This window comes from Pseudonocardia lacus, assembly GCF_018531445.1.
Lineage (GTDB): Bacteria > Actinomycetota > Actinomycetes > Mycobacteriales > Pseudonocardiaceae > Pseudonocardia > Pseudonocardia lacus.
In genome coordinates this window covers 1-12,073 of record NZ_JAHDTH010000234.1, presented here as the reverse complement: position 1 = coordinate 12,073, position 12,073 = coordinate 1, and the positions used below count along the sequence as shown (strand labels likewise).

The following is a 12,073-nucleotide window of genomic DNA, read 5'->3' as shown; positions in this document are numbered from 1 at the left end:
GCGTCAAGGACCTCCGGCCGCTGCGCGGGCGCCCTGACGGGCGCTCCTTGACCCCGCCGCCTACCTCGACGCGCCCAGAACCCGGCGGAGAACCCCCAGAACAAAGATCAACAGCAAGAACAGGGGGTTGACCGGCCCCGCTCCTTCAGGGATGACAGTCTCAACTAGTGATATCAGTCACACTTGACCCACTTGGTGCTTTAGAGCAAGGAACTTGACCCCACTTCGCCGTTTTGGTCAAAGCCCAGGACGCGTCGCTCCACATTCGCTCCTTCTTGCGCCCGAACACCCACAGTGGATGATCCACTGAAGATCCATCTGGACCGAGCGACAAGATCGCCAATGAAGCCTGTTTTCGCAGGTCAGATACGACAGCGGGCGGTCCTCCTCGCCAAAGGAGAACCGCCCGCTGTGCCGTCGGGACGACAGGATTTGAACCTGCGACCCCTTGACCCCCAGTCAAGTGCGCTACCAAGCTGCGCCACGTCCCGGCACCCCCCGAAGGAGGCTCGCCAAGCCTACAACACGCTCGTCCGGCCCCTCCCACCGGTCGTGGCTCCCCCGACGGTGCCCGGTACCGCACCTGCGAGGGGGTCAGTGTCCGTCGAGATCAGGACGCCCGCCACCGCCGTTGGTCGCCCCGGTGAGGCGACTTTCGTGGGTACTCAGCGGTAGGGGGTCGGGGGTGGGGGCGAGGGGGGAGGTGGCGCGGACGGTGAAGCCGCCGCCCGCGGCGGGGCCGGCGGACAGGGTGCCGCCGGCGGTCAGGACGCGCTCGGCCAGGCCGGTGAGGCCGGCGCCGCCGGTGGTGAAGGCTTCCCGACGGCGGCGGGTCGCGCGGGGTGGGGCGGGGTTCACGACGAGGACGTCGAGCTCGTCGGGGCGGCGGCGCACCTCGATGTGGACGGGGGCGCCGGGGGCGTGGCGGACGGCGTTGGTGAGCGACTCCTGGACCACCCGGTACACGGCGCGGCCGATGGCCGCGGGCACCTCGGCGGGCTCGCCCGCCGCGATGGTGTCCACCTGCACCTCGACCCCGGCGGCCTGGGCGCCCTCGACGAGTGCGGCCATCTCGGCCAGGCCCTGCACGGGCTCGGTGCCGTTGTCGAGCAGGCCGAGGGCGGCGCGCATCTCGGCGAGCGCGCGCTTGGCCAGGCCGCGCAGGTGCTCGGCGGAGCGGCGGGCGGTCTCGTCGGTGGTCTGCGCGGCCAGCGCGGCGGCGCCGACGGCGATCAGGGTGGCGTGGTGGCCGACCGAGTCGTGGATCTCCCGACCGATCCGGGCGCGTTCCTGGGCGCGGGCGACGTCCTGGGCGGCGGCAGTGGCGCTGGCGCGGGCCCGGCGCAGCTCGGCCAGGCTCTCGATGAGCCGCGCGCGGGTGCTGACCAGCAGGCCCATCGCGGCCGGGGCGCCGGCGTAGAGCGCGACGAAGGCGATCGTCAGCACGACGTCCGACCACGCCAGGTCCTGGGTGAGCAGCACCGGGGTGACCGACGCGACGACGGGCAGCAGCAGCCACGGCCACACCCTCGACATGCGCCCGGCCCAGCGGCCCAGCGCGTACAGCGACACGATCGCCGGGGGCCAGCCCAGGCCGCCCGCCAGCCCCCACAGCCCGCCGAGCAGCGCCAGTGGCGGCCACACGTGGCGCAGCGGCAGCAGGGCGCAGGCGACCAGGGTCGCGACCAGCGACCAGCTGAACGGCGGGTGCCCGAGCGAGGCCGCCACCGCCGGCAGCCCGACGGCGGCCACCTCGGTCCCGGCCAGGCGCACCCACCGCGGAAGCCGCTCCACCGCCACCCGCATCGTCCCCGCCTCCCCCGCCGCCGTGCTCAGTCGATCCCCCAACTCCGGGCCAACAGCGCCGCTTGGACCCTGTTCTCGGCGCCGAGCTTCATCAGCAGCCCCGACACGTACTTCTTCACCGTCGCCTCGGCCAGCCCGAGGCGGGCGCCGATGGTCGCGTTCGACTCCCCCGCCGCCACGCCGCCGAGCACCTGCCGCTCGCGCGCGGTCAGGTCCGACGGGTCGGCCCGCGCCGGGGCCGCGGAGCTGGCGGCCAGCCGGGGCAGCAGCCGGGCGGTGATGCGCGGGTCGAGCACGGCGCCGCCGGCTGCGAGGTCGAGCACGGCGCGCACCAGCGCGTCCGGCTCGGCGTCCTTGAGCAGGAACCCCTGCACGCCGATCCGCAGTGCCTCGGCCACGTAGTCGTCGAGGTCGAAGGTCGTCAGCACGGCCGCGGCCGGTGCGTCGGGGCGGGCGCACAGCAGGCGCAGCGCGGTGAGGCCGTCGGTGCCGGGCATCTGCACATCGGCCAGGACGACGTCGGGGCGGTGCGCGTCGACGGCGACCAGCAGGGCCGCGCCGTCGCCCACCTCCCCGACCACCCGCACGTCGCCGCCGGCCTCCAGCACCGTGCGCAGGCCCGCCCGCATGAGCGGTTCGTCCTCGGCGAGCACGACCCGCACCGGGTGGGCGCGCGACGGCGCCGTCGCGGGGGCGGCGCCGTTCGAGGTCATCCCAGCACCCTAGGCCGCTGGGACGCCCCTCGACCGCTGGGCTCCGCCGTCCGGGGTACAGGTGGGCACTAGCGCTTGCGGCCCCGCTTCTCCCGCACCCGGACGGAGATCCGCACGGGCGATCCGGTGAACCCGAACTGCTCGCGCAGCCGCCGTTCGAGGAACCGGCGGTAGCCCGCCTCCAGGAAGCCGCTGGCGAACAGCACGAACGTCGGCGGGCGGGTGGCCGCCTGGGTGGCGAACAGGACCTTGGGTTGCTTGCCGCCGCGCACCGGCGGCGGTGTCGCCGCGATCACCTCCGACAGCCAGCCGTTGAGCTGGCCGGTGGGGATGCGCTTGTCCCAGGACTCCAGGGCCGTGCGCAGCGCGGGGGCGACCTTCTGCACGGCGCGGCCGGTGAGCGCGGAGATGTTGACCCGCTCCGCCCACGGCACGCGCACGAGGTCGCGCTCCAGCTCTCGCTTCATCGCCAGCCTGCGGTCCTCGTCGACGAGGTCCCACTTGTTGAACGCCAGGACGAGCGCGCGCCCGGCCTCCTCGACCATGTTGATGACGCGCTGGTCCTGCTCGGCCAGCGGCTCGCTCGCGTCGACGAGCACGACGGCCACCTCGGCGGCCTCGATCGCGGCCCGGGTGCGCAGGCTGGCGTAGTACTCGGTGCCGCTGGCCTGGCGCACGCGCTTGCGCAGGCCGGCGGTGTCGACGAAGCGCCAGACCTCGCCGTCGAGCTCGACCAGCGAGTCGACGGGGTCGACGGTGGTGCCGGCGACGTCGTGCACGACGGAGCGGACCTCGCCGGACACCTTGTTGAGCAGGCTGGACTTGCCGACGTTCGGCTTGCCCACCAGCGCCACCCGGCGCGGGCCGCCGGTGCCGTCGGTGAAGCGGTCGCGCGGGCTCTGCGGCAGCACCTCGAGCACGGCGTCGAGGAGGTCGCCCGAGCCTCGCCCGTGCAGGCCGCTCACCGGGTGCGGCTCACCGAGCCCGAGCCGCCACAGCGCGGCGGTGTCGGCGGTGAGCCGGTCGTCGTCGACCTTGGTGGCGGCCAGCAGCACCGGCCGGTCGGAGCGGCGCAGCACGCGGGCGACCGCCTCGTCGGTGGCGGTGGCGCCGACGCTCGCGTCCACAACCAGCATCACCGCGTCGGCGGTCTGCATCGCCCGCTCGGCCTGCGCGGCCACCGCCGCCTGCAGGCCGGACGCGTCGGGCTCCCAGCCGCCGGTGTCGACCAGCGTGAAGCGCCGCCCGTTCCACAGTCCGTCGTAGGCGATGCGGTCGCGGGTGACGCCCGGGATGTCCTCGACGACGGCCTCCCGCCGCCCGAGCAGGCGGTTGACGAGTGTCGACTTGCCGACGTTCGGCCGCCCGACGACGGCGAGCACCGGCATCGGCTCGACGTCCTCCGGTTCGCGCCCGGCGGGGGCGGCGACGTCGTCGCCGTCCACGGCGACGAACTCGGCGGGGTCGATCCCCAGCCGGTCCATCGCCGCGCGGTCCTCTGCATTGGTGCTCACGCTGTACTCCGTACCTGGTCGAGCTCTCGCACCATCCGCGCCAGCTCGGCGCGGACGGTCTCGGTTCCGGTGGTCAGGCCTGTGCGGCCGCCCCCGGCGGGTATCTGCAGCGGCTCGCCGACCATCACGTCCACCCGCGGGCGGAAGCGGCGACGGGCGCCGTTCGGGCGACGGGTGCCCCGGCACACGACCGGCAGTACCACCGCCCCGGACGAGCGGGCCAGCCAGGCCGCGCCGTGCTGGGCCGCCTCGACCTCGCCGCTGCCGCGGGTGCCTTCCGGGAAGACCCCGACCAGCCCACCGCCGCGCAGCACGTCGAGCAGCGCCATCAGCGGGCGGCGGTCGGGCGTGCCCCGGCGGACCGGGACCTGCCCGATCCGGACCAGCGCCCAGCCCAGCGGACCGACGAACATCTCCTGCTTCACCAGGAACACCGAACGGCGCCGGAGTAATCCGAACAGCAGCGGTCCGTCGACCATCGCGCTGTGGTTGGCGACCAGCACCACCGCACCGACGGCCGGGACGCGGTCGAGGTGGTGCACGTGCACCCGGTAGAACGGCACGAACAGCCAGGTGCCGATCCACATCGCGACGCGGTGCAGCCAGGGCCAGGCCGTGGGCGGCAGGTCGGCGGCGGCGCGGGTATCGCCGCTGCTCACGACACCATGCCCCGTTCGGCGACCAGCTCCAGCAGCCGCTTAAGGACGGCGTCGACGCTGAGCTCGTCGGTGTCCAGGACCAGCGCGTCCGCGGCGGCGTGCAGCGGGGAGATCTTGCGGGTCGAGTCGAGCCGGTCGCGGCGGCGGACGTCGGCGAGGACCCGGTCCAGGTCGGCGGCGCGGCCGGCCTTGCGGTCCTGGGCCGCCCGGCGCGCGGCGCGGATGTCGTCCGACGCGGTCAGGTAGACCTTGAGCGGGGCGTCCGGGACGACGACGCTGCCGATGTCGCGGCCCTCGACGACGATGCCGCCGGACTCGGCGACGGCGTCCGCGATCAGCTCGCGCTGGCGGCCCACCAGGGCCTCGCGCACCTCGGGGAACGCCGAGACGGCGCTGACGGCCCGGGTGACCTCCGGCCCGCGGATCTCCGGCTCGACGTCCTCGTCGTCGAGCAGCAGCGCGGGCGCCTTGGGATCGGTGACCGAGCGGACCGAGCGCACGGCGCCGACCGCGACGTCGGCGGACGCCGCGGACTCGCCGTCCAGGCCGGCCCGCAGCACGGCCAGGGTCAGCGCCCGGTACATCGCGCCCGTGTCGAGGTAGGCCGCGGCGCACTCCGCCGCCAGCCGCCGCGAGACGGTGGACTTCCCGGTGCCGGACGGTCCGTCCATCGCCACGACCCCGTGCAACCGCCCCGCCACCGCTTCGCCCCCTACGTCATGTGCGGGACCATCATGCCCTGCGGGTCGGGCGGGGCTGCTAGAGGCCGACGGACTTGTAGAGCGAGCCGATCTCGGCGTTGTTCAGCGGGCGGAACCGGCCGACGCGCTGGTTGCCCAGCGCGACGTCGCCGATCGCGGTGCGCACGAGCCGCTGCACCGGGAACCCGACCTCGTCGAGCAGCCTGCGCACCACGTGCTTGCGGCCCTCGTGGATGACGACCTCGACCATCGAGCGGCCGGCGTGCGAGTCGATGATCTTGAAGGAGCGGACCGAGACCGGCCCGTCCTCCAGTTCGACGCCCTCGCGCATGCGCCGGCCGAGGTCGCGCGGGATCTGGCCGTGCACCTCGGCGAGGTAGGTCTTCTCCACCTCGAACGACGGGTGCATCAGCCGGTGGCCGAGCTCGCCGTCGTTGGTGAGCAGCAGCAGGCCCTCGGTCTCCTGGTCGAGGCGGCCGACGTGGAACAGCCGCGGGCGGTTGCCGCCGGTGAACTCCTCCTGGGTCATCCCGCGCTCGACGAGCAGGTCGCCCACGCAGGGCCTGCCCTGGTCGTCGGACATCGTGGACAGGATCCCGCGCGGCTTGTTCAGCGCGAGGTAGACCATGTCCTCGCCCAGCACGATGCGCGAGCCGTCGACGTGCACGACCGCGGTCGCCGGGTCGACCCGGCGGCCCATCTCGCGCACGACCTTGCCGTCCACGGTGACCCGGCCCGCCGCGATCAGCTCCTCGGCGGCGCGGCGGGAGGCCACCCCCGCCTGGGCCAGCACCTTCTGCAGGCGGACGCCGTCGGGCCGTGTCTCGGTACCCATATCACCCATCCTGTGTGTCGTACTCGTGTGCGCGCCCGGCGTCACAGCTCGTCGATGGCGTCGACGTCGGGCAGCAGCGGGGCCAGCGGCGGCAGTTCGTCCAGCGAGGACAGCCCCAGCCGCTCCAGGAACAGCTCGGTCGTGCGGAACAGCGTGCCCTGCGTCGACGGGTCGACTCCCGCCTCCTGCACCAGGCCCCTGGTCAGCAGGGTGCGCAGCACTCCGTCGCAGTTGACGCCCCGCACGGCCGACACCCGGGCGCGGGTGACCGGCTGGCGGTAGGCCACCACGGCCAGCGTCTCCAGCGCGGCGCGGGTGAGCCGGGCGCGCTGCCCGTCGAGCAGCAGGCGCTCGACGTAGGGGGCGTAGGTGTCGCGGGTGTAGAACCGCCAGCCGCCGCCCGCGTGGCGCAGGTCGATGCCGCGGCCGTCCTCGGTGTAGCGGGCCGCGAGCCGGCGCAGCGCCGCCCGGACCCGGGCGACCGGCTGGTCGAGCGCGTCGGCGAGCGCGTCGGCCTCGGTGGGGGCGTCCACGACGAGCAGCAGCGCCTCCAGCGCGGCGTCGAGCTCGTCGTCGGGGCCCAGCGCCGGCCCGGCCTCCTCGATCGGCTCTCCCGCGACGTCGACGAACGACCCGACCGGCGCCGTCATGACGGGCGCGACGTCGGGTGCGGGGTTCGACACGGTGTCGAGGGGGGTGCGGGGATGGCTGGGCAGCCGGTCGTCACTCACGTTCATCCAGCTCGGGGGTGGTGCTCCTGTCCGGGGAACCGGACGCCACCCAGCGTACCGTCAGCTCGCCGAAGGCCTCCGGCTGATCCAGCTCGACGCTGCGCTCGCGGAAGAGCTCCAGGCAGGCGAGGAAGCGGGCCACGATCTCCAGCGGGGTGGTGCAGTCGACGGTCAGCTCGGCGAAGGTGGCCGAGCCGAGCGCGATCAGGCGCTCGCGCAGGATCGCGGCGTGCTCGGGCACCGACACCTGTGCGGCGTGCAGGTGGTCGAGCCCGACGGTGGGGGGTGGCGTGGGCCGGAACACCGTCGCGGCCAGGTCGGCGAAGGCCTCCGGCTCGACGCCGAGCAGCACCTCGGGCAGCAGCGCGGCGAAGCGCTCCTCCAGCGCCACCGACCGGGGGAACCGGCGCAGCGCCCCCGCCTCCAGCTCCACGAACAGCGCCGCGACCTGCTTGTAGGCCCGGTACTGCAGCAGCCGGGCGAACAGCAGGTCGCGCGCCTCCAGCAGGGCCAGGTCCTCGGCGTCCTCGACCTCGGCGTCGGGCAGCAGCCGCGCGGCCTTGAGGTCGAGCAGGGTGGCCGCGACGACCAGGAACTCGGTGGTCTCGTCGAGGTCGGCGTCGTCGCCGAGTGCGGTGAGGTGGGCGATGAAGTCGTCGGTGACGGTGTGCAGGGCCATCTCGGTGATGTCGAGCTGGTGCTTGCCGATCAGCTGCAGCAGCAGGTCGAACGGGCCCTCGAAGTTGTGCAGCCGGACCTGGAAGCGGGGCCGCCGCGGCCCGGTCACGAGTTCCGGGTCGCCCGCGCCGCCCGGGAGGTCGCTGTCGACCAGGGTCACCGGGCGACGACCTCGCGGGCCAGCAACCGGTAGGACTCCGCGGCGTTGGACGTCGGCGCCCAGGTGGTGATGGGCTCGCCGGCCACGGTGGTCTCCGGGAACTTGACCGTGCGGTTGATGGTCGACTCGAAGACCAGGTCGCCGAAGGCCTCCAGCACGCGCTGGCGCACCTCGCGGGTGTGCAGCGTGCGCGGGTCGAACATGGTGGCCAGTATCCCGAGGATGCGCAGGTCGGGGTTGAGCCGGTCCTTGACCTTGTCGATGGTGTCCATCAGCAGTGCCACCCCGCGCAGGCTGAAGAACTCGCACGCCAGCGGCACGAGGACCTGGTCGGCGCAGGCCAGCGCGTTGATGGTGAGCAGGCCCAGCGACGGCTGGCAGTCGACGAGGATGAAGTCGTAGCGGTCGAGCGCGGGCTTGATGGCCCGGCCCAGCGCCTGCTCGCGGCCGACCTCGGTGACCAGCTGGACCTCGGCCGCCGACAGGTCGATGTTGCTGGGCAGCAGGTCCATGCCCTCGACGCCGGTCTCCCGGATGACGTCGTCGATCTCGGCGGTGCGCTCCATGAGCAGGTTGTAGATCGTGTCTTCCAGCTCGTGCGCCGGCACGCCGAGGCCCACCGACAGTGCGCCCTGCGGGTCGAAGTCCACGAGCAGCACCTTGCGGCCGTACTCGGCCAGCGCCGCTCCGAGGTTTATGGTCGACGTGGTCTTCCCGACGCCGCCCTTCTGGTTCGCGATGGCGATCACCCGCGCCGGGCCGTGCTCGGTGAGCGGGGCGGGGACGGGCACGACGACCCGGTGCCGGCCGCGCGTGTCGGTCGCGGGGGCGGCGGCGTCGTCGGGCAGCGACTCGGTCGCGTCGCCGTCGTCCTGGGCCTCGCGGGTGACCTCCATGTCACGGCCGAGCGATTGCGGGCGCGCGTCGGACGGCTGTGAGGTGTCCATGCCGGCTCCGGTCTCTCGCGTGCGGCCCCGCCGTGGGAGGCCGTTCCGGGCAGCGTAAGAGGCACCGACGACGACCGGCAACGCGCCCCGCCGTGGGCGTGTCGTTCAATCGTGCGGGCGTTCGGGAGTGGGCCCGGCGTTGGTCGCCCCGGCCCACCCCGCTGCGCCGGCCGACGGGCCCGGCCGGGTCACGCGCTCAGACCTCGGCGTCGCGCCGCGCCTCCAGCGCCGCCAGGCGCGCCTCGATGCTCTGCAGGGTGCTCAGGATCTGCGGCAGCAGCTCCCGCTCGGCGCGGAACGTGGAGCCGTCGGCGTTGATCGCGTAGCCGAAGAGGGTGTCCGCGCCGCCGTTGGGGATCGCGTTGCCCTGCGGGCCGCGCCGGTTGGGCAGCGCGCCGGTGGTCTGGAAGTGGATCTCGGCGAGCATCCGGGCCTCGTCGGCGTTCAACTCTTCCTCCTGGGCGGTCATGCCGAAGGTTCGGCCGTTGATGGTGGGGATGGCCGCGTGGGCGAAGCGGCCGGGGCAGCTGGTGCTGGCGTTGGGGGCGTCGCGGTGGCCCCCGGTGAGCTGCGCCGACGGCCACCACCCGCGCAGCACCCCCTCGCGCAGCAGTTCGACGACGGAGTCGAGCATCGCCTGCGACGGCTGGGTGACCTCGTAGTTGCCGATCAGGCAGATGGCTCGCGAGATGCTGTTGCGCCCACCGGTGTGGGCGCCGCGGCGGTCGATGCCGTGGCCCTCGTACACCCGCCCGCTCGGCGTGATCGCGAAGGTGTAGCTGATACCGCCGCCGAAGCGCTGCTGGCCGATGTCCTCCAGGGTGCGGACCGCGGCGTCATCGTCGTCGTAGGGCGGCGACGCGTTGGGCGCGGCCGTCACCGAGTGGTGCAGCCACACTTCGCGGGCCGGCAGCGGGGCGGGGCCGAAGCCCCGCGCGAACCGGGCGCCCCACTCGGCGCGGGGGATGATCCTCACGCTCCGAATGTCGGCGATGACGCCGGGGTTGTCATCTCGGAGCGTGACATTGACAGGCGGCCGGTCTCCACGGGGCGACCGACGGCCTGCGTCACAGCTGATCGGCCCATAGCCATACAGCCGAACGGCTGTCCGGTGTCGATGAGAGGCCTCAAGGCCCGACCCGGTCGAGTACGCCCGGACGAGCGCACGCGCCGTGGATCCGAGCACCCGCCGTCACCCCAGCGCCCGGGGGTGCGACGCGGCGTACACCTCGCGGAGGGTGTCGACGGTGACGTGCGTGTAGAGCTGCGTGGTGCTCACCGAGGCGTGCCCGAGCAGCTCCTGGACCGTGCGGACGTCCGCCCCGCCGGCCAGCAGGTGGGTCGCGAAGCAGTGCCGCAGCGTGTGCGGGGAGACCGGGTGCGCCCCGATGACCCCGGACGCCTCCGCGGCGGCCCGCAGGACGTGCCACGCGCTCTGCCGCGATAGCCGCCCGCCGCGGGCGTTCAGCAGCAGCGCCGGACCGCCCCGACCGCGCGCGGCCAACTCCGGACGGGCCCGCACCAGGTACTCGTCGACCGCGCGCAGCGCGGGCCGCCCCACCGGCACGATCCGCTGCTTGCCGCCCTTGCCGCGCAGCAGCACCGTGCGGTGCTCGACGTCGAGGTCGTCCACGTCGAGGCCGATCGCCTCGGAGATCCGCGCGCCGGTGGAGTAGAGCAGCTCCAGCAGGGCCCGGTCGCGCAGCGGGGCCGGGCCGTCGCCGATGCAGCCCGCGAGCAGCTGGTCGACCTCGTCGATCGACAGCGCCCGGGGCAGCCGCAGCGGCACCGCGGGCGGGGCGACCTCGCGGGCGACGTCCTCGTCGAGCAGGCCGTCGCGCACGGCGAAGCGGTGCAGCCCGCGCACCGCGGCCAGCGCCCGGGCGGCCGAGGACGCGGCCAGCGGCGTCGGGCCGCTGCGCAGCGCGGTGACGAACTCGGCGACGTCGCCCTCCCGGACCGCCTGCAGCCGGTCGATGCCGCGCGAGCGCAGGTGGTCGAGGTAGCGGCGCAGGTCGGCGGCGTAGGAGCGCAGGGTGTTCGCGGCGCTGCCCCGCTCCACGGTCAGGTGGTGCAGGAACGCCTCGACGGCGGATTCCGGGGTCACGACGCGCCTGGGGTCGGGGACTGGGGCCCCGAGGCTAGACCGGATCCCGCCGGGGCTCGACGAACCCCGGCGGGTGTTTCGCGGCGCGCGAGCACGCCGGGGGTCAGGCCAGGGCCGGGATCACCTCGCGCTCGAACAGCTCCAGCCCGCTGCGGTCGTAGGCGAGGTCGGGGAAGTAGCAGATCGCGTAGGTCATGCCCGCGTCCTGGACCTTGCGGAACTGCTCGACCAGCTGCTCGGGCGTGCCGAACGCGGAGTTGCGGTACATGCCGATGTAGCGGTCGAGCTGCTGCTGCGGGACGTGCGGGCGGAACCGCTCGATGACCCGGTCCAGGCGCTCCTGCGCCTCGGCCTCGGTCGCCCCGATCATGATGTTGAAGTTCGACGAGCGGGTGATGGCGCCGAAGTCGGTGCCCACGTCCTTGCAGTGCTCCTCGAGCAGGCGCGACTTGTGGGTGAAGCCCTCGAGGCTGCCGTCGAAGTTGGTGTACTGCGCGTACTTCGCCGCGATCTTGAGGGTCACCTTCTCACCGCCGCCGGCGATCCAGGTGGGGATGCCGCCCTCCTGCAGCGGCAGCGGGCGCACGATGGCCCCGTCGACCTGGTACTGGCGCCCGTCGAGGCTGGCTTTCCCGGTGGTCCAGGCCTGCTGCATGATCTGCACGCCCTCGTCGAGCATGCGCAGCCGCTCCCCCGCGCCGGGGAAGCCGTAGCCGTAGGCGCGCCACTCGTGCTCGTACCAGCCGGCGCCGATGCCCATCTCGATGCGCCCGCCGGAGACGACGTCGCAGGTGGCGGCGACCTTGGCCAGGTAGACGGGGTTGCGGTAGCTCATGCAGGAGCACATCTGGCCCAGCCGCACCCGGTCGGTGACCGCGCCGAAGGCCGACATCAGCGTCCACGCCTCGTGCGTGGCCTCGTCGGTGGGCACGGGCACGGTGTGGAAGTGGTCGTAGACCCAGATCGACTCCCACGGCCCGGCGTCGGCGTGCTGGGCCAGGCCCTTCATCGTGGCCCAGTGCTCGGCCGGGTCGATGCCGACCAGGTCGAGCCGCCACCCCTGCGGAACGAACATCCCGAAGCGCATGATCCGACCCTAGTACTACAGCCGTAGATCGTGATCTTGTTCTTGTCGGCGCTGGTAGTGGCATCGGCGGGCGCGGAACTGGTGGCGGCGGCGCCAGAGGCTCCAGCGCAGGACGCTGGTCAGCGAGCGGGCCGG

Annotated in this window: 12 protein-coding genes and 1 tRNA gene; all 13 read right to left on the bottom strand. The window is 73.7% G+C overall.

Annotated elements, in window-relative coordinates; genetic code table 11:
* Positions 1-417 precede the first annotated feature (417 nt).
* A tRNA-Pro gene (locus tag KIK08_RS33325) sits at positions 418-491 on the bottom strand.
* 103 nt (positions 492-594) lie between these two features.
* Entirely contained in the window at positions 595-1,806 is a 1,212-nt protein-coding gene (locus KIK08_RS33320; RefSeq protein ID WP_214407296.1) for a sensor histidine kinase, read from the bottom strand.
* 26 nt (positions 1,807-1,832) lie between these two features.
* Positions 1,833-2,519, bottom strand: a complete 687-nt coding sequence (locus KIK08_RS33315; RefSeq protein ID WP_214407295.1) for a response regulator — start codon at positions 2,517-2,519, stop codon at positions 1,833-1,835.
* A gap of 68 nt (positions 2,520-2,587) precedes the next feature.
* Positions 2,588-4,003 (bottom strand): ribosome biogenesis GTPase Der, encoded by a 1,416-nt coding sequence (gene der, locus KIK08_RS33310; protein ID WP_214407300.1) that lies wholly within the window; start codon positions 4,001-4,003, stop codon positions 2,588-2,590.
* Between the two features lie 26 nt (positions 4,004-4,029).
* Positions 4,030-4,620, bottom strand: a complete 591-nt coding sequence (locus tag KIK08_RS33305) for a lysophospholipid acyltransferase family protein (protein WP_214407299.1) — start codon at positions 4,618-4,620, stop codon at positions 4,030-4,032.
* Between the two features lie 68 nt (positions 4,621-4,688).
* Positions 4,689-5,363 carry a (d)CMP kinase gene (gene cmk / locus KIK08_RS33300; RefSeq protein WP_214407294.1) on the bottom strand — a complete coding sequence of 225 codons (675 nt, stop codon included), beginning with the start codon at positions 5,361-5,363 and terminating at the stop codon, positions 4,689-4,691.
* Positions 5,364-5,451: 88 nt separating this feature from the next.
* Positions 5,452-6,228, bottom strand: coding sequence for a pseudouridine synthase (locus tag KIK08_RS33295; RefSeq protein ID WP_214407293.1), 777 nt, complete (start codon positions 6,226-6,228; stop codon positions 5,452-5,454).
* 41 nt (positions 6,229-6,269) lie between these two features.
* A complete protein-coding gene (gene scpB, locus KIK08_RS33290) occupies positions 6,270-6,959 on the bottom strand; it encodes an SMC-Scp complex subunit ScpB (protein WP_308258048.1) in 690 nt (229 codons plus the stop codon).
* Positions 6,952-7,797: a segregation and condensation protein A gene (locus KIK08_RS33285; protein WP_408004771.1), complete on the bottom strand. Its 846-nt coding sequence runs from the start codon at positions 7,795-7,797 to the stop codon at positions 6,952-6,954. The genes scpB and KIK08_RS33285 overlap by 8 nt, the downstream gene beginning before the upstream one ends.
* A complete protein-coding gene (locus tag KIK08_RS33280; RefSeq protein WP_214407292.1) occupies positions 7,794-8,744 on the bottom strand; it encodes a ParA family protein in 951 nt (316 codons plus the stop codon). The genes KIK08_RS33285 and KIK08_RS33280 overlap by 4 nt, the downstream gene beginning before the upstream one ends.
* 196 nt (positions 8,745-8,940) lie before the next feature.
* On the bottom strand, positions 8,941-9,720 hold the full coding sequence (locus KIK08_RS33275; RefSeq protein WP_214407291.1) for an N-acetylmuramoyl-L-alanine amidase: 780 nt from the start codon (positions 9,718-9,720) through the stop codon (positions 8,941-8,943).
* A gap of 216 nt (positions 9,721-9,936) precedes the next feature.
* Positions 9,937-10,851, bottom strand: a complete 915-nt coding sequence (locus KIK08_RS33270) for a site-specific tyrosine recombinase XerD (RefSeq protein ID WP_214407290.1) — start codon at positions 10,849-10,851, stop codon at positions 9,937-9,939.
* Between the two features lie 103 nt (positions 10,852-10,954).
* Positions 10,955-11,938 (bottom strand): LLM class F420-dependent oxidoreductase, encoded by a 984-nt coding sequence (locus KIK08_RS33265; RefSeq protein ID WP_214407289.1) that lies wholly within the window; start codon positions 11,936-11,938, stop codon positions 10,955-10,957.
* Positions 11,939-12,073 lie beyond the last annotated feature (135 nt).